19 protein-coding genes are annotated in these 23128 nt (G+C 60.3%); 7 read left to right on the forward strand and 12 right to left on the reverse strand.

Features of this window, described 5'->3' with window-relative positions:
* Positions 1-16: 16 nt before the first annotated feature.
* Positions 17-799: an exodeoxyribonuclease III gene (gene xth / locus AC0VX3_RS15750; RefSeq protein WP_475521303.1), complete on the forward strand. Its 783-nt coding sequence runs from the start codon at positions 17-19 to the stop codon at positions 797-799.
* Between the two features lie 635 nt (positions 800-1434).
* Here the strand turns inward: xth and AC0VX3_RS15755 are convergent.
* Positions 1435-2367, reverse strand: a complete 933-nt coding sequence (locus tag AC0VX3_RS15755; protein WP_475521304.1) for a tetratricopeptide repeat protein — start codon at positions 2365-2367, stop codon at positions 1435-1437.
* Between the two features lie 599 nt (positions 2368-2966).
* On the opposite strand from AC0VX3_RS15755, the gene parE reads away from it, so the two are divergent.
* The 4 genes from parE to AC0VX3_RS15775 all read left to right on the forward strand — a co-directional run bounded on the left by parE (position 2967) and on the right by AC0VX3_RS15775 (position 8779).
* Entirely contained in the window at positions 2967-5012 is a 2046-nt protein-coding gene (gene parE, locus AC0VX3_RS15760; RefSeq protein WP_475521305.1) for a DNA topoisomerase IV subunit B, read from the forward strand.
* Positions 5013-5112: 100 nt separating this feature from the next.
* A complete protein-coding gene (locus AC0VX3_RS15765) occupies positions 5113-5844 on the forward strand; it encodes a sulfotransferase family protein (protein ID WP_475521306.1) in 732 nt (243 codons plus the stop codon).
* Positions 5845-6144: 300 nt separating this feature from the next.
* A complete protein-coding gene (locus AC0VX3_RS15770) occupies positions 6145-7596 on the forward strand; it encodes a DEAD/DEAH box helicase (RefSeq protein WP_475521307.1) in 1452 nt (483 codons plus the stop codon).
* 121 nt (positions 7597-7717) lie between these two features.
* On the forward strand, positions 7718-8779 hold the full coding sequence (locus AC0VX3_RS15775) for a GGDEF domain-containing protein (protein WP_348465840.1): 1062 nt from the start codon (positions 7718-7720) through the stop codon (positions 8777-8779).
* 58 nt (positions 8780-8837) lie between these two features.
* On the opposite strand, the gene AC0VX3_RS15780 is transcribed toward AC0VX3_RS15775, so the two are convergent.
* The 8 genes from AC0VX3_RS15780 to AC0VX3_RS15815 form a co-directional block, all read right to left on the reverse strand.
* On the reverse strand, positions 8838-9500 hold the full coding sequence (locus AC0VX3_RS15780; RefSeq protein ID WP_475521308.1) for a TenA family protein: 663 nt from the start codon (positions 9498-9500) through the stop codon (positions 8838-8840).
* Positions 9501-9536: 36 nt separating this feature from the next.
* Complete coding sequence (gene sufA, locus AC0VX3_RS15785; RefSeq protein ID WP_475521309.1) at positions 9537-9914, reverse strand: Fe-S cluster assembly scaffold SufA; 378 nt, start codon at positions 9912-9914, stop codon at positions 9537-9539.
* Between the two features lie 74 nt (positions 9915-9988).
* Positions 9989-10384: an SUF system Fe-S cluster assembly protein gene (locus tag AC0VX3_RS15790; RefSeq protein ID WP_342894852.1), complete on the reverse strand. Its 396-nt coding sequence runs from the start codon at positions 10382-10384 to the stop codon at positions 9989-9991.
* 11 nt (positions 10385-10395) lie between these two features.
* On the reverse strand, positions 10396-11652 hold the full coding sequence (locus tag AC0VX3_RS15795) for a cysteine desulfurase (protein ID WP_342894853.1): 1257 nt from the start codon (positions 11650-11652) through the stop codon (positions 10396-10398).
* A 36-nt stretch (positions 11653-11688) separates the two neighbouring features.
* Positions 11689-13008, reverse strand: coding sequence for a SufB/SufD family protein (locus AC0VX3_RS15800; protein ID WP_475521310.1), 1320 nt, complete (start codon positions 13006-13008; stop codon positions 11689-11691).
* Positions 13009-13021: 13 nt separating this feature from the next.
* Positions 13022-13777, reverse strand: coding sequence for a Fe-S cluster assembly ATPase SufC (gene sufC / locus AC0VX3_RS15805; protein ID WP_342894855.1), 756 nt, complete (start codon positions 13775-13777; stop codon positions 13022-13024).
* A gap of 63 nt (positions 13778-13840) precedes the next feature.
* Positions 13841-15313 carry a Fe-S cluster assembly protein SufB gene (gene sufB / locus AC0VX3_RS15810; protein WP_475521311.1) on the reverse strand — a complete coding sequence of 491 codons (1473 nt, stop codon included), beginning with the start codon at positions 15311-15313 and terminating at the stop codon, positions 13841-13843.
* A 147-nt stretch (positions 15314-15460) separates the two neighbouring features.
* A complete protein-coding gene (locus AC0VX3_RS15815) occupies positions 15461-16630 on the reverse strand; it encodes a cysteine desulfurase family protein (protein WP_475521312.1) in 1170 nt (389 codons plus the stop codon).
* Positions 16631-16927: 297 nt separating this feature from the next.
* Here AC0VX3_RS15815 and AC0VX3_RS15820 point away from each other — a divergent pair, with 297 nt between their 5' ends.
* On the forward strand, positions 16928-17596 hold the full coding sequence (locus AC0VX3_RS15820) for an alpha/beta hydrolase (RefSeq protein WP_342894858.1): 669 nt from the start codon (positions 16928-16930) through the stop codon (positions 17594-17596).
* A 219-nt stretch (positions 17597-17815) separates the two neighbouring features.
* Here the strand turns inward: AC0VX3_RS15820 and AC0VX3_RS15825 are convergent, their stop codons facing one another.
* Entirely contained in the window at positions 17816-18364 is a 549-nt protein-coding gene (locus AC0VX3_RS15825; RefSeq protein WP_475521313.1) for a DUF2155 domain-containing protein, read from the reverse strand.
* 115 nt (positions 18365-18479) lie between these two features.
* On the reverse strand, positions 18480-21572 hold the full coding sequence (locus AC0VX3_RS15830; protein ID WP_475521314.1) for a valine--tRNA ligase: 3093 nt from the start codon (positions 21570-21572) through the stop codon (positions 18480-18482).
* A 204-nt stretch (positions 21573-21776) separates the two neighbouring features.
* On the opposite strand from AC0VX3_RS15830, the gene AC0VX3_RS15835 reads away from it, so the two are divergent.
* Complete coding sequence (locus AC0VX3_RS15835) at positions 21777-22205, forward strand: DUF1284 domain-containing protein (protein WP_475521315.1); 429 nt, start codon at positions 21777-21779, stop codon at positions 22203-22205.
* A 57-nt stretch (positions 22206-22262) separates the two neighbouring features.
* On the opposite strand, the gene AC0VX3_RS15840 is transcribed toward AC0VX3_RS15835, so the two are convergent.
* Positions 22263-23030, reverse strand: a complete 768-nt coding sequence (locus tag AC0VX3_RS15840; RefSeq protein WP_475521316.1) for a PopZ family protein — start codon at positions 23028-23030, stop codon at positions 22263-22265.
* Between the last annotated feature and the right edge of the window lie 98 nt (positions 23031-23128).

Genomic DNA, 23128 nt, shown 5'->3' on the forward strand with positions numbered 1-23128 from the left:
ACAAGGCCTCCCGCCCATGAAAATCGCGACCTGGAACATCAATGGCGTCAAGGCCCGCATCGATACCGTGCAGGACTGGCTGAAGGAAACGTCACCGGACGTCGCGTGTTTTCAGGAAATAAAGTCGGTCGACGAAAACTTTCCCAGGGCGGTTTTCGAGGACCTCGGGTATGTTGTCGAAACCCACGGGCAAAAGGGTTTCAATGGTGTTGCCCTGCTCTCCAGGCAACCGCTTCTGGACGTTCAGCGCGGCCTTCCCGGAAACGACGGCGACGAACAGGCCCGCTATATCGAGGCCAGTGTCTCCACCGAACGCGGGGATATCCGTTTCGGTTGCCTCTATCTGCCCAATGGCAATCCGCTCGGAACCGAAAAATTCCCGTACAAGCTGGAATGGATGGACCGGCTCATTGCCCATGCCGAAAAACGCCTGGCGGAGGAAATCCCCTTTGTCCTGCTTGGCGACTACAACGTGATCCCCGACCGGATCGATGCCCGGAACCCGGACAACTGGGTCGACGACGCCCTCTTTCAGCCCGAGAGCCGCCAACGCTTCCGTGCCCTCACCCATCTTGGCCTGACCGAGGCCGTCCGTGCGACAACAGAAGCGCCGGAAACCTATACGTTCTGGGATTATCAGGCCGGCGCCTGGCAGAAGAACAACGGCATCCGCATCGATCATATCCTGCTGTCGCCTCAGGCGACGGACAGAATGGCGGGCTGCGGGATCGACAAATTTGTGCGCGGCTGGGAAAAACCCTCCGATCATGTCCCGGTCTGGGTTGAGCTTGCGGCCTAGGTCGCGAAGTCAATTATCGGACTGAAATCGCGCGTCAAATCTCGACGAGTTGCCAGGAAAGAATGCAAGGCGCGGGCTTGTGTCCGGTCGCTTTTCCTGACGCTGCCCATGAGGTGTCGAACAACCTAACAAATGCCAGCGCACCCTGCGTCGGCTCGATTTTTCGCGCCCGGACTTGCGGTTGACCGCGACCGTGCTAGGCTTTTGCGATCATGGGGTAACGCAACAGCGCTCAACGTCCGCGCGCGCGACATGCGGACAATACGGGTCGGCACCGCCTGAAAGGACGGCGCTGGCCGGGCGTGGCACGCTTGGATCGGCGATTTTCTTTCGCCTGCTGTTCGCGGTGCAGCTTGTTGTTTTCGTGTTTTATGGCGGCTCTTTCGCCGCTGCCCAGAACGTTTCATGCACCTGCCGCTACCAGGGCGCGGACTACGGGCTGGGCGATTCCATCTGCCTGAAAAGTCCGGACGGAATGCGCATGGCAACCTGCGACATGGTCCTGAACAACACATCGTGGAAATTGAGCGATGCCCCCTGCCCGGTCAGCCGGGTGCCAGGGCACGATGGCGACCACCCACCCGAAACACCGTGGACGCCGCCCCGGCTCGAGACCGGCCTTCTTCATGCGGATTTCAGCCGTGCACATGCCGGTGCGTCCGGGCTCCCGGGCGGAGCCGACAGGCCCCGGTTGTGAACGGTGTGACGGCTATTGAGAAGGCAGTTGCTGCGCGGTGAGGACGTTCCGGCCGGTTCTGCTGCAGCCAGCCATCGGCCAGCGAACGGGCCATCTGGCGAACGGGTTCCGGCGATACGGCGAAATACTGTTCATGCATGGTGTTGATCCACGCCGCCTCGGTTCCCTGGGCCTGCTGACGGGCAACGGTCATCCACATCAGCCCGCGCGCTTTCTTCTTGTCCGACGTGCCAATGGCGTAAAGCGTTTCCCCGAGCCGTGCCTGGGCGCCGACATGCCCTTTCAGGGCGGCCAGATTGTACCAGCGAACGGCCATGCGATAATTTGAGCTCTGATACATCCGGCCCAGTTCGTACTGGGCGCCGGCATCGCCGAAATAAGAGGCGGCATGGGTGAAGATCTGCCTTGCCCTGGCCTCGTTTCTCGGGATGGCGCCGTCTATGCCGTCCAGGTAATAGGAGCCAAGTGCAACGAACGCACTGGAAACGAAAGGAGCATCCGGCGCATCCGGACGGTCGTCGCCATGTTCCCGCACGATCTGACTGTAATATTTGAATGCCTTCAGGTCGTCTTCCTTGACGCCGTCGCCCTTGGCATACATCTCGCCGAGCTTCCAGGCGGCCATGGGCTCGCCATTCTCGGCGGCGTATTGCAGCGAACCGAGGGCGGCTGTCTTGTCGCCGGAATAGTACTGGCGTGCCCCTGCGCGCAGGGCTTCCATCGGCGACAGGTCGTCCGGACCGATTGTCCTGTGCGGCGCAGGCTGGCCGTCGAATGCACCCGCCGGTCCGGCAAGTGCGATGACAATCAACGCCCCGAGCACAGTTCCGGCCTTGCCCATGCGTCGAAGCATCGTGCTTTTGTTGAGCATCCCTGTCACACAATTATCCGTCGGCAACGACTTGTCCTTCCGACGGACACTCTTGTTTTTTGTCCGCGCCATGCGCATTTGAAGTCTCTCACCCCTGCCAGGCCAGGCCCTTCAGGGTCGTTTTCCGGTTTGGCCCAAGATGGCCGATCATTTCGTTCTAAGTTGGGCTGCTTTGCGCCCAACTTGGATCAATTCCGGGTCTTTAGGTTCAGGCGCCGCCCTGATCGAGGCGGTCCCTCATGCATGGCCCGACTTAATTCATGTTAACGGGTGACCGCCAAAAATGGCCGAACATGGGCAATTGAATGTATTCGGCCATGCCGCGAATGACTCTGCCGGCAAGTGTTGCTGAATTGGCACATTCCGATATACCCCTCTCCCGATGGTTCCCGCTCATCACACCATGCCCGGGTTGACGAAGGGTTGCCGGAGCCGACAATTCCGCTTCAGGTCTGTTGAAAACGGGGGCTTTTGGCTCAAAACCTTTCCCGTTCTATCTTTGTCCTTCAAACTCTCTCTCGATTCGGTGTAGGTAACAGCGCTGATCATCGGGAAACCGGTACCCAGCATTCAACAGGCGATACGGCAGGCGACACGGAATGAGTTCAAAAGACGATCTATTTGCCGGCAACGCGGCGGTCTCCGCACCTCTTGCGCAAGACCCGCCCGCTCCAAAGCCGCAAAAAGCACGTTCCGTTGCACCTGTGGAAGTGCCCGATGACTATTCCGCGGCCGATATCGAGGTCCTGGAAGGACTTGAGCCTGTCAGACGGCGCCCCGGCATGTATATCGGCGGAACCGACGAAAAGGCGCTTCATCACCTGTTCGCGGAAGTCATCGACAACTCCATGGACGAGGCCGTTGCCGGGCACGCGACCTGGATCGATGTCAACCTGACAAGCGACGGCTATCTGACCATTACGGACAACGGACGCGGGATCCCTGTCGATCCGCATCCCAAGTTCAAGGACAAGTCCGCGCTCGAGGTCATCATGACCACCCTTCATGCCGGCGGAAAGTTCGACAGCAAGGTCTACGAGACATCCGGCGGCCTTCACGGCGTCGGCGTGTCCGTGGTCAACGCGCTCTCCGAGGAACTCGTCGTCGAGGTGGCCCGAAGCCGCAAGCTGTACCGCCAGGTGTTCCGCCGCGGCCAGCCACAGGGGCCGATCGAGCTGGTCGGTGACACTCAGAACCGGCGCGGCACGCAGGTCCGGTTCAAGCCGGACGAACAGATTTTCGGCAAGGGGGCGCACTTCAAGCCTGCGCGCCTTTTGAAGATGGCCCGGTCCAAGGCCTATCTATTCGGCGGTGTCGAGATCCGCTGGCACTGCACGCCCGACATGATACCGGAAAAAGACGAAACGCCGGCGGAAGCCGTCTTTCATTTTCCCGGCGGCCTCCGGGACTTTCTCGAAGAGCGTCTGCAAACCGAACGGCGTGTCGTCGACGAGGTCTTTTCCGGGCGCACCGACAATGCCGGAAAGCACGGCTCCGTCGAATGGGCGGTCAACTGGTTCGCGGGTGACGGGTTCGTCAATTCCTACTGCAACACGGTGCCGACTCCCGAAGGCGGCACGCATGAAGCCGGTTTCCGCTATGCGCTGCTGCGCGGCCTGAAGGCCTATGGCGAACTTACAAACAACAAGAAGGCCTCGATCATAACCGGTGACGACGTGATGACGTTGGCCGGCGGCATGCTGTCTGTCTTCATCCGCGAACCGGAGTTCGTCGGCCAGACCAAGGACAAGCTGTCGACCAACGAGGCGACCCGCATCACGGAAGTCGCGGTCCGCGATGCCTTCGACCATTGGCTGACGGCTTCTCCCAATCAGGCCAACAAACTTCTGGAGTGGGTGCTCGACCGCGCGGACGACCGCCTGCGCAGGCGGCAGGAAAAGGATGTGGCGCGCAAGACCGCCGTGCGCAAGCTGCGCCTGCCGGGCAAGCTCGCCGACTGTTCCGCCAATCAGGCGGACGGCACGGAATTGTTCATCGTGGAAGGAGACTCCGCCGGAGGCTCTGCCAAACAGGCGCGCAACCGCTCGAACCAGGCGGTGCTGCCCCTGCGCGGCAAGATCCTCAATGTCGCCAATGCGGGGCGCGACAAGCTGGTCGCCAACCAGCAACTGGCCGATCTTGTCCAGGCTCTCGGGTGCGGCAGCCGCTCCCAGTACCGCGACAGCGATCTGCGTTACGAAAAGATCGTCATCATGACAGATGCGGATGTCGACGGCGCCCATATCGCCTCGCTGCTGATCACGTTCTTTTACCGGGAGATGCCCGAACTGATCCGCACCGGTCATCTGTTCCTTGCCGTTCCTCCGCTCTACAGGCTCAGCCAGGGCGGCAAGACACTTTATGCGCGGGACGACGCCCACAAGGACGAGTTGCTGGGCACGGTCTTCAAGGGCAAGTCGAAAGTGGAGATCGGGCGCTTCAAGGGCCTCGGCGAAATGATGCCTGCGCAGCTCAAGGAAACAACAATGGACCCGAGCAAGAGGACAATGCTGAAGGTTGTTGTTGCGGAAGATACAATCGCCGATACGAATGACACGGTGGAGCGCCTCATGGGCAACAAGCCGGAGGCCAGGTTCAGGTTCATTCAGGATAATGCCGAATTCGCCGAAGATCTTGATATTTGACCCCGACAACGGGTAAATTACCGGTTGTTTGATGCATCGGCAGGCTGCCGCACACACTTTCAGCTCCGCGCCTTCCAGATCGACCGGTCGGAAAAGTACAATGTTAAACCGGGTTTATTCCATTTTCGACAAGCGGATCCGTCCGCTGCGCAATCATGTATATCTCGCATTCCCGAAGCATGGCCTGGCCTATGCACGTGTCGCCGAACCGGCGTTTCAATTGCTCCGGCCCCTGCTTCACAGGCTTGCCGGCACCGAAGCCCTGCTGTCACGGGCTGGCGTCGGCACCTGCCCGACCAAGGGTACCGAGCGGTTGCTGTTCCACGGCGATGTGGAACTGCTGACGGCCCGGGAGCTGAAGCGCAGATATCCGGAAATGAAAGTCGTCGCCTGGGTGCAGGACCCGGCGCATCGCATCGCTTATTGCTTTGAAAAGATCATCCTGAATTCCGACCCGATTCCGGCCTATTATGCCGAACGGTATTTCACGAATGCCATGTCCGCGGACGCATTCGTGTCCCAGATTGCGAGCATTTCCGACCTGGAAGCCGACAATCTATTCCGCAGTCAGTCCGCTTCCCTGACCTACAAGGGCGTCCTCACCGCCGATGTCGTGTGGCATGTCGAGAACTTCGAGCAATCGCTCGCCGACTTCTATTGCGAACACGCGCTGGGCGGCAGCCCCCTTCCGGCAGCTTCCTACCAACCTTCGCATTTCGCTTCGCGGCCCACCTTGCAGGCTTTTGGCGACGAGGGGCTCCTGCGCAAGCTGAAGCGGCGATACCGGGCCGATTACGAGATGTTTTACTCGCGCGAAGCCGTGTCGGCCTGACGGTGAAAAAATCCGCGGTCCGGTACCTTGCCCCGCAGGTCGGGCTGACGGTTTCATTTGCCCTTGCCTGTGTTCGGGACAACTGACACAGATAAATCGGGATGACTTCCTACGGGCAGCCAGTCGCACTATTAACTGAGTTGGCAAATCATTCGCGGAAATACTAACTTTTCTTGGCAATTTACCTCGCCTGCGCATTGACACTTGAGCGCATGAATGTAGGGTGTGCGCACATTGGCACCAACGGCTCTCCCGAAGGTGCCGTCAACGAATAATCACAACATCTGGGCAAAGCGCTCCATGGCATTTGATACTCTCGGTCTTAGCGAGAAGGTCCTCGCTGCAGTTGAAGCAGCAGGTTATAAGGAACCCACGGCGATCCAGGAGGGCGCAATCCCTCTGGTCCTGGAACGCAGGGATATTCTGGGCATCGCACAGACCGGCACCGGCAAGACCGCGAGTTTCACTCTGCCAATGCTGACGCTGCTGGAAAAAGGCCGCGCCCGGGCGCGCATGCCACGCACGCTCATCCTTGAACCGACCCGCGAACTGGCGGCACAGGTCGAGGAGAACTTCGAGAGATACGGCGCCAATCACAAATTGAACGTGGCCCTTCTAATCGGCGGCGTGTCGTTTTCCGAACAGGACAAGAAGCTTGACCGCGGCACGGACGTGCTGATCGCCACGCCGGGCCGTCTGCTCGATCATGTCGAGCGCGGAAAGCTTCTGCTTCAGGGCGTCGATATCCTCGTGATCGATGAAGCCGACCGCATGCTTGACATGGGTTTCATCCCGGACATCGAACGGATCTGCAAGCTGATCCCGTTCACGCGCCAGACCCTGTTCTTTTCCGCCACCATGCCGCCGGAAATCCAGCGCCTGACCGAAGCCTTCCTGCAGAACCCGGCGCGCATCGAAGTCGCGCGGACGTCTTCGACCGCTGAAAACGTTGCCCAGTTTCTCAAGGGATGTCCGTCCAAGGACTTCGACAAACGCGCAGCGCTTCGGGAACTCCTCGACGGGGCGGATGATCTCAAGAACGCGATTGTCTTCTGCAACAGGAAGCGTGACGTTACGACCCTGTTCCGGTCGCTGGAGCGCCACGAATACAATGTCGGTGCCCTGCATGGTGACATGGATCAGCGCACACGCATGATGATGCTCGATAATTTCCGAAAGGGAAATATCAAGCTCCTGGTGGCAAGTGATGTTGCCGCCCGTGGACTGGACATTCCGGAAGTCAGTCACGTGTTCAACTTCGATGTGCCGATCAACGCTGAAGACTATGTGCACCGGATCGGGCGCACCGGTCGCGCCGGCCGGTCGGGAACAGCCTTCACGCTTGTGACCGGCGATGATCAGAAATATCTCGATGCAATCGAAAAGCTGATCGAGAAGTCGATCGACTGGATTGGCGAACCGATAGATTTCGAAACCGCGGCGCAAGAGCGCAAGGCCCGCCGCAGGGGCGGCAAACCCGCCAAGGCAACCAGTTCGAGCAACGACAACGAGGCGGAACAGGAAAAGGCGCCTGCCCCTCGCCGCAGAGCACCGAGCAGATCGCGCGACACCCAGAAACCGGACGCGCCCGCACCGGTGGAAACCGCGCCGGCACCCGCTCCCGTTGCCAGCATGCCGCAGCGTCCGGTCAATAAAAAAACTCGGAATGAAAAGTTTGAGCCCGCTTTTGGGGCCGGTGCGCACATACCGGCGTTTCTCCTTAGGGAACCGAGGCCGAAAAAGGCTTCTTAATCGCAGTATCTTTCAAGGTTTCGCCTTAGGCTTAACGGGTCCTTAAATTTTCCATCAGAGTTTTAGAGCCGTACTTGCTGCCGTGTGGGGCGGTGCGGCAAGCCAGTTTTGAGAGAACCTGATGGCGGACCAAGACGACCATAAGCGGACGATCCAGTATGGTGACTCCGCGATCATGTACATAAAAAAGAACACGCTTCCTGCCTATCCGCGTTCCTATGAGCTCTGGTACACATATGCTGCGGGCTACAATCAGGGTTTGAACCGGGCGATCAACGAGTCGATCAAGACCCACGGCCGGATCGGCACGGATGAAATGCTGACCCTTTATGGCCGGTTCCTATCGCCCACACGGCTGGGCGACAGGTTGGACGAAGTCGGTTCCAAGGTCTCCAAAGAAGTCGAGGAACTGGTCGACACACTCAAGCTGAGTGCCGATGCGGCCTCCGATTACGGCAGCGCCCTGGAACAGGCCGGCGAGAAAATCAAATCCGTCACCGACCCTGAAAAGCTCCAGATCTACCTGGCCCATCTTGTGAAATCGACCCAGAACGCGGTTTCGTCGAACCGCAAGCTCGAGAACCAGCTGCTGGAATCCAAGAACCAGATTGAAAACCTGCAGTCCTCTCTCGAAGCCATCCGGTACGAGAGCCTGACCGACGAACTGACGACGCTGAACAATCGCAAGCATTTCGAAAACTCAATCGAGCGGATCATCGACCAGCACAAGGAAACCGGAGAAGGTTTCTCGCTGCTGATGACCGACATCGATCATTTCAAGAAATTCAACGACACCTATGGCCATCAGACGGGTGATCAGGTTCTGCGGCTCGTAGCTCTCGCGGTCAAACAGAACATCAAGTCCCAGGATATCGCCTGCAGGTATGGCGGCGAGGAATTTGCAATTATCCTGCCGCAGTCCAGTCTGGAAGATGCGGCTGCAATCGGCGAGCGGATTCGAACCGCCGTCATGTCCAAGGAACTCGTCAAACGCTCCACGGGCGAAAACCTGGGCCGGATCACGATTTCGCTGGGCGTTGCAACGTGCAAGGACACTGACAGCGCACATACGGTCGTGTCACGTGCGGACGAAGCTCTTTATCTGGCCAAGAATTCCGGCAGGAACCTGGTGAGGTCCGAGGAGGACCTTGCCGGAACAAAGGAACAGGAAGACGTCGCCTGATCAGACCGACGCCGTTTCTTTTGCAACGCCGGAACACCAGGACAGAACGACAACCGGTTCAGCCGGCCGCATCCAGACCCATTTGCCAGAAATCGATTTCCAGACGGCACGCTTTTTCGAACAGCGACAACACCCGCTTGTAGCGTGCTTCCGTCAGAACTTCATTTGCAGTGACATCCATCCAGCCGACGAACTCCCCGGCGAGAAGCTGATAGGGCTCACCGGCGTATTCCCGTATCCATCTGTGGTAGGGATTGGAGGCGGCGTCACGGCCCGCTGCGGCCAGACCTGCACCGATTTCGGCATAGCCGACAACGCAGGGCGCCAGCGCCGCCTGCAGGTCCAGCAGATCACCCGCCATCCCCGCATCCAGAACGAAGCGGGTGTAGGCCATGGTCGGCGTGTCTTCCGGCGCGTTCTCGATATCCGCTCGTGACATGCCCCAGCTGCCGCACAGTTCCAGATGCAGGTCCAGTTCCACATCCAGGATCGCCTTTACGCCCTCAAGGGAGGTGCGCATGTCCGTGAGACTGTGGCTTTTGTAGATCCCCAGCGCATAGGCGCGCGCGAACTGGATCAGAAACAGGTAATCCTGCACTAGATAGTGCTGGAAACCGGACGGCGCCAGGCTGCCGTCTCCGAGCTGTTCGACAAAGGAATGCCGGGTGTAGGCGGCCCATTGAGGCGCCGCGTCGGCTTTCAGCCGATCAATCAGGGTCATGAGGGAAACTCTTGAAAAGACGAAGGTGTTCGCCGATCACCGTGCGAACGCACTCAGGTCAGCTTCCTGCAGCGAGACCGACTCGCCGCAGCCGCAGGCCGAAACCTCGTTGGGGTTCTTGAAGACGAAACCCGACCGGAACTTGGTGACCTCGAAATCCATTTCCGTGCCCAGCAGGAACAGGACCGCGGAAGGATCGACGAAAAGCTTCACGCCCTTGTCCTCGATCACGTCATCCCCGGCCTGGGCGCCGTCCACCATGTCCATGGTGTATTCCATGCCCGCGCAGCCCCCTTTCTTGATGCCGACGCGCAAGCCCGCGGCGTTCTTGTCGCCGTTTTCGACAAGTTCCTTCACGCGGTCTGCTGCGGCATCGGTCAGGGTCATGACCTTGAATTTTCCGGCGGGAGCCATGGCGTCCTCTTTTGAAAGTCCGATTTATCAAACCTGATATAGGGTCTCAGCTTATCGGATTAAAGCCGGTCAGTTCAATACCAGTTGAGCGCGACCTTGGCTTCATCCGACATCCGGTCCGGCGTCCAGGGCGGATCGAAGACCATGTCGACGTTCACCGGCCCGACACCGGCAACCGAAGCAACCGCGTTTTCGACCCAGCCCGGCATTTCACCGGCAACCGGACAGCCGGGCGCCGTCAGGGTCATGTCGATATTGATCGACCGGTCGTCCTCGATGTCGACCTTGTAGATCAGGCCGAGCTCATAAATGTCACAGGGGATTTCCGGATCGTAGACTGACTTGAGGGCACCGACGATGTCGGTGGTCAGCCTGTCCAGCTCATCGGCGGGAATCGCGCTCTTGGCGGAAACTTCCGCCTGGAGCTGTTCGCCGCTGGCTGCAGTGTCAATTGTTGTCGCGTTTTCCATGGTGTCCGTCCTTACCCGAAAAAGCTTTGCGCTTTCAACAAGGCCTCACACAGAGCGTCGACCTCGGCGCGCGTGTTGTAAAGCCCGAAACTTGCCCGACATGTGGAGGTCACGCCGTATCTTGCAAGGAGCGGCTGGGCACAATGCGTGCCCGCCCGCACGGCGACGCCGGCCCGGTCGATGATCGTGGCAACGTCATGGGCGTGTGCCCCTTCAAGTTCGAAGGACACAATCGCACCCTTCCCCTCCGCCTCGCCGAAAATCCGCAGCGAATTGATCTCTCGAAGCTTCCGGTGCGCATAGTCCTTCAGGTCCGCTTCGTGGCGGGCAATGTTCTCCCGTCCGATCGAATCCATGTAGTCAAGGGCCGCGCCCAGACCGATGGCCTGAACGATCGGCGGCGTGCCGGCCTCAAAACGGTGTGGCGGATCATTGTAGGTGACGAGATCTTCGGTGACGTCGAGGATCATTTCGCCGCCGCCGTTGAACGGGCGCAACGCCTGCAGACGCTCCGGCTTGCCCCAGAGCACACCGATGCCCGATGGGCCGTAGACCTTGTGGCCGGTAAAGACATAATAGTCGCAATCCAGGTCCTGAACGTCGACCGGCAGGTGAACGGCGGCCTGACTGCCGTCGACCAGAACGGGAATGCCGCGTTCATGGGCGATCCGGCAGACCTCCTTGATCGGCACCACCGTGCCAAGCACGTTGGACATATGCGTGATCGCGACCAGTCTGGTCTTGTCGCTCAGAGCATCCTCGAAGGCATCCAGGTCGAACGAACCGTCTTCGCGCACGTAGACCCATTTCAGCACGGCGCCATGGCGTTCACGATGGAAATGCCAGGGCACGATGTTCGAATGGTGCTCCATGATCGAAAGAACGATCTCGCCGCCGTCGGCGGCCAGACTGCGGCCCAGACCGTAGGATACAAGATTGATCGCCTCGGTGGTCGATTTGGTGAAGACCACCTCGTCGACCGACCCGGCGTTCAGAAACCGGCGCACCTTCTCGCGCGCGGCCTCGTAATTGTCCGTCGCCGTGTTGGACAGGTAATGCAGGCCGCGATGCACGTTGGCATATTCCTGCGAATAGGCCTTTGTCACCGCGTCGATCACCGCCTGCGGTTTCTGGGCAGACGCGCCGTTGTCCAGATAGACCAGCGGCTTGCCGTAAACCTCCCGCGACAGGATCGGGAAGTCCCTGCGGATGGCCTCGACATCGTAGCCGGCATCGCCGGAAGTCTGTTGTGCGGTGGCAACCGTCATGCGGTGCTGCTCCTTGTTGTCACGGACGCGTCGGGGCTAGTGGTCTGCCAGCCAGGCGCGCACCCGCTCTTCGAGCCCTTCGGTCACGTCGTCCTCGCCATATTCCTCGATGGCTTCGGAAAGAAACGCCAGAACCAGCAGCGTCCTGGCTTCCGCCTCCGGAATGCCGCGCGCGCGCAGATAGAACAGCAGATCCTCGTCGATCTGGCCGCTGGTGGCACCATGGGCGCACAGCACGTCGTCGGCGAAGATTTCGAGCTCCGGCTTGTTGGCCATTTCCGCTTCTTCGGACAGAAGCAGCGCCTGGGTCATCATCTCGCCGTCGGACTTCTGGGCGTGCGGGGCTACGTTGATGCGCCCCTGATAGACACCCCTTGCACGACCGTCGAGCACGGTCTTGAAGAACTCGCGGCTGTTGCAGTGAGGCACTGCGTGATCGACGATGAGTGTCTGGTCGGCCAGGGTGTCGCCACCGGCCATGGTCACGCCGTAGATCCTGGCTTCCGAGTTTTCGCCGGTAAAGTTGATGAATTGCTGGTTCCGGGTAAAGCGCGGACCGGCAATGAAGCCAAGGGACTTGAATTCGGCATCGGCGCCAAGCGTCGCGATAGAGGTGAACAAACGAGCGCCCCGGGCGTCGCCGACGATCAACCGCGTTGCCGCCAGCGCGGCCTCGTCCGACAGGTCGTAATCGAACACCGTGTTGAGCTCACCTTCGCCGGGATCACCGATGAAGGTTTCAAGAAGCCGCAGCTTCGCGCCCTTGCCGAGTGTGATCCGGTTCCGGGTCACCTGGGCACCGGCGGCAGTGGCCACCTGGACCAGTTCCACCGGCTTGGTGACTTGCGCCCCGGCCTTCACGGCAATCACCACACCACCCTGCAGGAAGGCGGTGTTCAGGGCCAATACACCGTCGTTCGGTCCGGATTTGGGCGGCGTCAGCATCGTGGTGCCGTTCTCACCGGCCAAAACGTCGCTCAAAGCGGTCAGGGATACACCTTCGGACGCAAGCGCCCCAGTGTCGGACAGATCGGCCTGAAATGTGCCGTTCGCGATCACAATGCGGTAGCGCTCCAGCCCGGCATAGCTGTCCTGACCGTCCAGAACAGCCTTGATCGTGTCCGCGTCCGCAGCGGGCGCGAGCGGAGCTGCCGACTTCATGAAGGCACGCAGGTCCGAATACTTGTATTCCTCGACGCGCCGGTGAGGCAGGCCCTTGTCGCGGATCTGCCCCAACGCGGCTTCGCGCAGGGCCGTGACGGCGACGGACCCGGCCTGATCGGCCTTCGCAGCCTTGAACCGGTCGAACAGGTCGCATTCAGCTTGCGTATGCTTGATGGAAACGCTTGCATTCATATCGCGTTCCCCCTCAAGCCGCCGCATCGACGTAGTCGGCGTAACCGTTCTTTTCCAACTCAAGCGCCAGGTCCTTGTCGCCGGTCTTGACGATCCTGCCCTTCGACAGAACATGCACAACGTCCGGCACGATGTGATCCAGCAAACGCTGGTAGTGGGTGATCACCACCATTGCCCGATCCGGGCCGCGCAGCTTGTTGACGCCGTCCGAAACGACCTTGAGGGCGTCGATGTCGAGGCCGGAATCGGTTTCGTCGAGAACGCAGAGCTTCGGCTCCAGCAGGGACATCTGCAGGATCTCAGCGCGTTTCTTCTCGCCGCCGGAAAAACCGACATTGAGTGGCCGCTTGAGCATGTCCATGGAGACATTCAGGTGGCCTGCCGCGTCTTTGACCCGCTTCATGAACTCCGGAATGGACAGTGTGTCCTCACCGCGCGCCTTGCGCTGTGCGTTCATCGCCGTCTTCAGGAATTCCATGGTGGCGACGCCCGGGATTTCGATCGGGTACTGGAACGCCAGGAACATGCCGGCGGCGGCGCGCTCGTCCGGTCCCATTTCCAGGAGGTTCTCTCCATTGAACAGGACTTCGCCTTCGGTCACCTCGTAGTCGTCCTTGCCTGCCAGAACATAGGACAGCGTGGACTTGCCGGAGCCGTTCGGCCCCATGATGGCATGGACCTCGCCGGCGTTAACGGTCAGATTGACGCCGCGCAGGATTTCAGTTTCGTCTTCCGCGATGCGGGCGTGCAGGTTCTTGATCTCAAGCATTGAGATGTTTCCTCATAACTCAACGGGCTCACGATGCCCAAATAACCATTCGAGTGGCGGGTTTTACCCCACGGATCCTTCCAGGCTGATCGAGATCAGCTTCTGCGCCTCGACGGCAAATTCCATCGGCAGCTGCTGGATGACGTCCTTGACGAAGCCGTTGACGATCAGCGCCACGGCCTCTTCTTCCGACAGGCCGCGCTGCAGGCAGTAGAACATCTGGTCGTCCGAGATCTTCGAGGTGGTGGCCTCGTGCTCGAACTGGGCCGAGGCGTTCTTGCTCTCGATGTAAGGCACCGTATGGGCGCCGCAGTCCTGGCCGATCAGCAGTGAGTCGCACTGGGTGAAGTTACGTGCGTTGGATGCCTTGCGGTGCGCGGAGATCAGACCCCGATAGGTGTTTTCCGACTTGCCGGCGGAGATGCCCTTCGAGATCACCCGGCTGGACGTGTTCTTGCCCAGATGGATCATCTTGGTGCCGCTGTCGATCTGCTGGTGACCGTTGGAGACCGCGATGGAATAGAATTCGCCGCGGGAATTGTCGCCGCGCAGGATGCAGGACGGGTATTTCCAGGTGATCGCGGATCCGGTTTCAACCTGGGTCCAGGAGATCTTGGAATTTTTGCCGCGGCAGTCGCCACGCTTGGTGACAAAGTTGTAGATGCCGCCCTTGCCGTCCTTGTCGCCCGGGAACCAGTTCTGGACCGTGGAATACTTGATTTCCGCGTCTTCCAGGGCAACCAGTTCGACAACCGCCGCATGAAGCTGGTTTTCGTCGCGCTGAGGGGCGGTGCAACCTTCCAGATAGGAGACGTAGGCGCCCTTCTCGGCGATGATCAGCGTGCGCTCGAACTGGCCCGTGTTCTGCTCGTTGATGCGGAAATAGGTCGACAGCTCCATCGGGCAGCGTACGCCTTCGGGTACGTAAACGAACGAGCCGTCGGAAAAGACCGCGGAGTTCAGCGTCGCGTAATAGTTGTCGGTTACCGGCACGACCGATCCGAGATACTTCTTGACCAGGTCCGGATATTCCCGCACGGCTTCGGAGATCGAACAAAAGATGACACCGGCCTTCTTCAGCTCTTCCTTGAAGGTGGTCACGACGGACACGCTGTCGAACACCGCATCGACTGCGACGCGGTTCTTGGGCTCGACGCCGGCCAGGATTTCCTGTTCCTGCAGCGGAATGCCGAGTTTGGCATAGGTTTCCAGAAGCTGCGGATCGACTTCATCCAGGCTTTTCGGCCCCTCGACGGACTTTGGCGCCGCCCAGTAGTAGAGGTCGTCGAAATCGATCTTCGGATAGGAAACCCGTGCCCAGGTCGGCTCTTCCATCTGCTGGAACCGGCGCAGCGCGTCCAGCCGCCACTCCGTCATCCATTCCGGCTCGTTCTTCTTTGCCGACAGAAAGCGGACCGTCTCCTCGGAAAGGCCCCTGGCGCCCTTTTCAGAGTCGATATCCGTCACGAAGCCGTATTTATACTGGTCAACATCGATGGCTTTCACCCGGTCGATGGTTTCCTGTACAGCTGGCATGCCTTGCCTCCATTCAGCGGGCCCCGTGCCCGCTTTGTAGTGTCTACCGCAGGGAAATCGTCCCTGCCTGCCCATTACCGGCGGTCATGCCGCCGAATTCGAATTTCAGGCCGCCCATCTCGGGCCGCCCATTTCAGGCAGCCCATCTTAGGCAGCCCTGTGACGCGCCTCCGGATCAAGCCGTTCGACGATCCTCGGCCAAAGTTCAAGAAACCTGTCGACGTCCTGTTCGTCCGTGCTCCAGCCCAGGCTCACACGCAGCGCACATCTGGCGAGTTCTTCTTCGACACCCATCGCGGTCAGCACATGGGACACTCCGACTTTTCCGGAAGAACAGGCCGAACCGGATGAAATGGATACGCGTTCAAGGTCGAAAGCGATCAGCGCCGTTTCCGCGGCGATGCCCGGTACCGCGAAACAGCAGGTATTTGCGAGACGATCCGCGTCTTCCCCGAAGAGGACGGCAGACGGACAGACCGCACGCAGTCCGGCCTCGAGCCGGGCTTTCATTCCCGTGAGATGGCGCGTGTCCGCGGCTTCTTCAAGGGCGGACACACCGGCGCTGCCAAAACCGGCAATCGCGGCCACGTTTTCCGTTCCGCCGCGGCGCCAGTTTTCCTGACCGCCGCCGACCATCAGGGCCGAGGGCACACGTGCCGTGGAACGGGCGACGACGGCGCCAGCGCCTTGCGGACCACCCATCTTGTGTGCCGAAAGGGTGATCACATCCGCCTGCCAGGCGTCCGGATCGATCGTCATGCGGCCCGCTGCCTGCACGGCATCGACGTGAAAGAAGTGACCGTAGCTGGCGGCGATCGCACCGATTTCGGCGAGCGGCTGAACCACTCCGGTCTCGTTGTTGGCGGCCATCACCGAAATCAGACCCGGCGCGGCATCCCTGACGGTCTCTTCCAGATGGTCGAGACGCACGCGTCCTGCGGCGTCGACAGGAAGAACCACCTGATCGGCGGTCGCGAACCGGCCACCGGTCGCCACCGAAGGATGTTCCACCGCGCTCCTGAACAGCTTGTCGAGATAGACCGGAGCGCCCTGGTCCTGCCAGACGGGCGTCAACGCGGTCATGTTTGCTTCCGTGCCGCCGGATACGAATGTCACGGCCCGCGATTTCGCGTTGCACAGCCGGGCAACCTGTTCCCGCGCCTGCTCGATGCGTCCACGCGCGTTGCGGCCGTGCCCGTGTACGGAAGAGGCATTTCCGGCTTCGCCCAGCACCTCTATCATGACGTCACGCACGGCGGGCCGCAGCGGCGCGCCGGCATTGTAGTCGAGATAGATCGGGTCGGAATGACGCGGCATGATACCTCGTGAGCGTGAATCAGGTTTGCCCAGAATCGAAATTTCTCTGCGATGCCAGACACATGTGCGAAAAACCTTGTATTTTTTCGCTGTGGTGACGATAACACCCCCAAATCGGTCGAACCGAGCATTGCTGCCTTTGAGGGACGATGCGAACTTTCGAACAATTCTAAACAGGGTTCTAGAAACTTGGAGACTGAGAGTCAAGTTTAGTCTTACGGGAAACCACGTATCCAGACCCCCAAAATTCGCGCGCCGGATGCCCTGCGCGACAAAATGACAAGGACACAGTTCTTCATGCCTGAGGTGATCTTCAACGGGCCCGCCGGCCGGCTCGAGGGCCGGTTCCATCCCGCCAGAAAGCGCAACGCCCCCATCGCCCTGGTCCTGCATCTGCATCCGCAATTCGGCGGAACGATGAACAACCAGATCGTCTACCAGATGTATTACATGTTCGCGCGGCGCGGGTTCGCGGTTCTGCGTTTCAATTTTCGCGGTGTCGGCCGCTCCCAGGGAACCTTCGATCACGGCCAGGGCGAATTGTCCGATGCCGCGGCTGCACTCGACTGGGTACAGACAGTGCACACGGATGCGCGCGCGTGCTGGATCGCCGGCTTCTCATTCGGCGCCTGGATCGGCATGCAGCTCCTGATGCGCCGTCCGGAAGTGGAAGGCTTCATCTCTGTTGCTCCGCCCGCCAATCTGCACGACTTCTCGTTCCTGGCCCCCTGCCCGTCCTCCGGTCTGATTGTCCATGGCGACAATGACAAGGTCGTGCCGCAAAAGGATGTGCAGACGCTGGTCGACAAGCTCAAGACCCAGAAGGGCATCGTCATCGATCACGAAACCATCCCGGGCGCCAACCATTTCTTCGAAAACGACATCGATGAACTGATGGACCGCTGCGGGACCTACGTGGACGGACGCCTCGGGCTGTCACCGAACGACTACATTGACATCGACTGAGACACAGTTGGCAAAAGCCCGCCGCGATGGCGGGCTTTTTTGTGCCTGAACTTTTTTGTCTGAAAGTGGCGTGCGGGCAAAGACAAAAGCAGACCGGTCCACTCTCGGGAGCGCCCGCGGTCCATGAACTGTGCATCGCCCGATAGGCTCAGGAACCGTGTGAACGGTGTCTGCCAATCGGCTGCAGCCCCCGTAAAACGGTTCTGGAGTTGAACCGGATCAGCCCTGAAACGGCTTCGGCCGGGGCACACCCGGGCCGCTGTCGACGCCGTCGTCGGGACCGGCCAGCGGGTCTTCACCCTCGGCAACGACGCCCTGGATCGGCGGACCGGCATAGTCTTCCGGCGGCGGAACCCGGGAGGCCAGTTTGCAATCCGTCAGCCAGATGTCATAGACCGGGTGCTCAACCGCATGAAGACCGGGACTGGCGGCGTACATCCAGCCCGAGAAAATCCGGCGGACCTCGTTGTTCAAGGTGATTTCGTCCACCTGCACAAAGCCTGTGGTCAGCGGCGTTTCGGTCTGCGGCCGCGTATGGCAGACCCTGGGGGTCACCTGCAGGGCGCCGAACTGAACCGTTTCTCCGATATAGACATCGAATGAAATGATGCGTCCGGTGATCTTGTCGAGACCGGAAAAGACTGCAACCGGATTTTCGATCTTTTCCGCACGCGCGTCCATGACAGGTGACAACACCACCAGCGCCGCCCCGGCCAGTGCCGCGGCGCCGCGTGTCAGCGCTTTCCCGAATTCCAAGTGGTCAGCCATGCGTTTCAAGTCGATTCCCCAGGTCCCAAGCATACGTGTGTTCTTTCGTGTGCCGCTAGCACCGAATTGCGGCCCGGAAAAGACCAAGTCGACTTTCCGGGCCGACACGGCCGGATTACCCGATCTCGGCGAGCCGCTGCTGGGCAATCCGGACCTTGTCCAGTTTTTCCCGGGCTTCCATGATCTTTCCCCGTTCGCCCTCAACCACCTCATCGGGTGCTTTTTCGACGAATTTCGGATTGGAGAGTTTTTTCTCGACCTTCTGGATTTCCCCCTCCAGCTTGCCGGCCTCCTTGTCCAGGCGCGCCTTTTCCGCACCCAGATCGATCACGCCGGCCAGCGGCAGGCACACCGTGGCCTCACCGACAATGATCTGCGCCGAACCTGACGGCGCCTGGTCGGCAAGCCCGACCGTCTCCGCACGCGCCAGCCGCAGGATGGCAGCCTCGTGTGTCGTCAGACGACTTTTCGTCTCGTCGCTGGCACCTGCGACGACGACGGCAACCTTGGCACCGGCAGGAACGTTCATTTCCGCCCGGACGGAACGGATCTCGGAGATAAAGGACACAAGCCAGTTGATTTCCGCAGCCGCGGCTTCGTCGGAAACATTCGCCTTCGGCCATGCAGAGAGCATCAACAAGCCGTCGGCCTTTGCTCCGTCATCCCCGAGACGCTCCCACAGTTCCTCGGTCAGGAACGGCATGAACGGATGGAGGACCTTCAGGATCTCGTCGATCGCCCATGCGGCGGTCGCCCGGGTCTCGGACTTCGCGTCCTCGTCGTCGCCGTTGAACACCGGCTTGGCCAGTTCCAGGAACCAGTCGCAGAACGTGTTCCAGGTAAACCTGTAGACCGCACTGGCGGCGTCATTGAACCGGAGATCTTCCAGAGCAGCGGTGACTTCGTCGATACAGCGCCCCGTTTCCGTTGCGATCCAGCGGTTCAGCGTATGCCGCGTTGCCGCCGGGTCGAACCCGGCAACCCGGGCACATCCGTTCATTTCCGCGAAGCGGGCAGCGTTCCAGAGCTTGGTCGCGAAGCGCTGGCCACCTTCGGCCGCCTGGTCGGACATGCGCAGTGTCCGGCGGGACTGGACCTCCTGGCTCGCCAGGGCAAAGCGGGTGGCATCTGCCCCGAAGGTGTCGAACAATTCCAGCGGGTCGAGAACGTTGCCGAGCGATTTCGACATCTTCTTCCCGTTTTTGTCGACCACGATCGAGTTGATATAAACCGTGTGGAACGGCACTTCGTCCATGAAATGCAGGCCCTGCATCATCATCCGGGCGACCCAGAAGAAGATGATGTCAAAGCCGGTGATCAGGACATCGGTCTTGTAGTAGCGTTCCAGTTCCGGTGTCTTGTGCGGCCAGCCCAGCGTGGAGAAAGGCCAGAGCGCGGAGGAGAACCAGGTGTCGAGGACGTCCGGGTCACGCCAGAGACCAAGCGGCATCTTGCCGTCCTGCCAGGTTTCACCTGCAGCTTTCGCGGCGTTCTTGTCCTCGAGTTCCTCACTGATCAGAAACGCCGGCACTCCGCGCTTGCCGTATTCCGCTTCGGCAATTTTCAGGGCTTCTTCAAAGCTCGATGCGCAAAACGCAATTGGATCATTCCAGTCCCAGACATCGCCGGATGCCTCGCCATTGCCGTCATCGGTCGCCAGCCCGGGTCCATACCAGACCGGGATCTGGTGGCCCCACCAGAGCTGGCGCGAGATGCACCAGGGCTGAATGTCGTTCAGCCAGTTGTAATAGGTCTTGTCCCAGTTTTCCGGAACGAATTTTGTGTCGCCCTCCTGAACGGCCTTCAGGGCCGGGCCGGCCAGGGTCTTGGCGTCGACGAACCACTGGTCCGTCATCATCGGCTCGATGACGACCTTGGAGCGGTCGCCGAACGGCTGCATGATCTTCTTGGATTCGACCAGCGGCAGTTCGGACGGCGCATCGGCCCCTTCCTCCAGCGGGCGGACGACTGCCCGTCCCCTCGGATGCCACTCCGGTGCCTGCCCCTTCATCCAGGCAACGTCCGGATGATCGGCCGCAACCGTGACCGCCAGGCCTTCGGAGGTGATCTGGTCGATGACCCGCTTGCGGGCCTCGAAGCGGTCGAGGCCGCGCAGGTCGTCAGGAACGATGTTGATGAGATCGATCTCGTTGATCGTCATCTCGGCACCGTCGATGATCGCCTGTGCCTTTGCCGCTTCTTCGGTATAGGGCACACCGTCGGAGCGCATGGCGCCCCTGGTGTCCATCAGGCGGTACATCGGGATCTTGTTGCGCTGGGCGACACCATAGTCGTTGAAGTCATGCGCGCCGGTGATCTTGACCGCGCCCGAGCCGAAGTCCGGATCCGGATAATCATCGGTGATGATCGGGATCAAACGGCGATGCTCTTTCGGACCGACCGGGATTTCGCAGAACTTGCCGATGATCGGCGTGTAACGATCGTCCCCCGGGTTAACCGCAACGGCGCCGTCGCCAAGCATGGTTTCCGGTCGGGTTGTGGCGATCGAGATATAGTCGCGGGTCTCGCGAAGGGTGATGGTCCCGTCCGCGTCCTTCTCGACATACTCATAGGTTTCACCACCGGCCAGCGGGTATTTGAAGTGCCACATATGGCCGTCGGTCTCGATGTTCTCGACCTCGAGATCCGAGATGGCGGTCTCGAATTTGGGGTCCCAGTTGACGAGACGCTTGGACTTGTAGATCAGGCCTTCATTGTAAAGGTCGACAAAGACCTTGAGCACCGCGTCGGACAGGTTGGGCGACATGGTGAACTCGGTTCGGCTCCAGTCGCAGGACGCGCCTAGGCGCTTCAACTGACCGAGAATGGTTCCTTCGGACTTGCGTTTCTGTTCCCAGACCCGCTCGATAAAGGCCTCGCGGCCCATCTCGCGCCGACCGGGCTGCTGGGTTTCCATCAGCTCGCGCTCGACGACCATCTGCGTGGCAATCCCCGCGTGATCGGTGCCCGGCTGCCAGAGAACGTCGAAGCCCTGCATACGCTTCCAGCGGATCAGGATATCCTGCAGCGTGTTGTTCAGCGCGTGGCCCATATGGAGCGAGCCGGTCACGTTCGGCGGCGGAATCACGATGGAAAACGCAGGCGCTCCCTCCTTGGCGCCGGCGCCGGCCTTGAAGGCCTCCGCCTGTTCCCAGGTTTCGTAAATCCGCGGCTCAACGCTGGCCGCATCGTAGGTCTTATCCAGCATCAGGGGTCACTCGAAGGGAGAAAGAATTCAAATTTCGTGAAGCACCGTGTAAATCGGATGCGCTGGCGCAAGTCAACCGCCTAGGTCGTCCAAACGCCCCGGGACATCGGGTGTGCATTCATTCGAACCAGACGGGATACCCTCTGCCGGCCGTCCGGACCTTCATGCTTGGGTTGGCGCGGGATTGCTGCCATAAGCTTTCACATGACCGTTTCGATCCGCGCGCACCACCTTCTTTGCATGCTGACCTATCTCGGTAAGGGCTACACCGAAGATTTCGTGCGCAATTACAGCGCCATCATCGACAGGCTCAATGCCTGCGAGGACATCCGGCTGGTCGGAGGTCCGGACGAAATCTGCGCACCGATGCTGAACGAGAACGTCTGTCACTGCCACAATGACAGCGTCAGGGAACGGGATAACCTGGCCGCGCAGGCGATCGGGTCGGTCGTTGGACGGGAGCTTGCGCCCGGAAGTCTCCTGAGGCTCGACGCGGCGACAACGCAGCAGCTCCGGGATGCCTTCGCGGCCGCATCGATCCGGACCGCCTGCACCTCATGTGAGTGGCAAGCTCTGTGCACCCGGATCGCCAGAAACAATTACAGGGGATGCCAACTGGCGCCCCCTGAATGAAGCAAGCGAAGTGCCGGCCCAGGCTTTGGCCCAAGTCCCGGCCCAGGTCCTGGCGTGTCAGCGGCGACGGGTGACCCGCTGGATTTCCTTCTGCACCATCTGCTCGACCATGCCCGGCAGGTTCTGGTCAAGCCAGGCCTTGAGCATCGGCCGCAGCATGTCCTTTACCAGTTCCTCGACGGTCTGGGCCTGCGATCCCACGAACATGTTGGACAGATTGTCGAATGCGGCGTGCACGACCTCGCCGGTATCTACGGAGGTCAGCGGGCTGTCCATGGCGACATTGGGAAGGTCGTCCGGGACCGGCATGGTAGCCATCGACGATTCCGGGTACGGCTCCGGCTCTGGCGCGGGTTCGGGCGCAGGCGGTTCGGCGAAGGAAAGGTCCCCCGCTCCCCCGTCGAGGTCTTCCGCCAGCCCCTCGACCATGTCGAGGGCGTCCTCGGCTACGGCGAGTTCCTCGGTCAGTTCCAGAACATCGTCTGCTTCGTCTGCTTCGTCTTCTTCAGCATCGGCTTCCATGGCCGCCGCCATGTCATCAGCTTCCATCGCGGCGGCCATATCGTCGGCGCCATCGTCTTCCACCGGTGTATCCTCGACAACGTCGTCGTCCATGTCGAACAACTTGTCGAGGTCGTCCTGGGACATCTCGGAGGCATCGCTCATGTCGTCCGCCGCCTCATCTTCTGCTGGTGTTTCAACTTCTTCGCCTGCGCCGGCTTCCCCTGCGTCGGCTCCCTGGGAGTCTTCATCGGATATGATTCGGCGGATCGATGCGAGGATTTCCTCCATCGACGGCTCTTCAGCCTTTTTCGCCTGTGCCATGACTTCCCCCGTACTGCTCGGCTACGCTCAGAAACAACCAGTTTGTCCTGACTGATTCGATAACCGAAAGTATGCGGGTCCGTAAGTTAGGCGCAAAG

The sequence above is a fragment of the Roseibium sp. QJM3NY_11 genome (genome assembly GCF_056173175.1).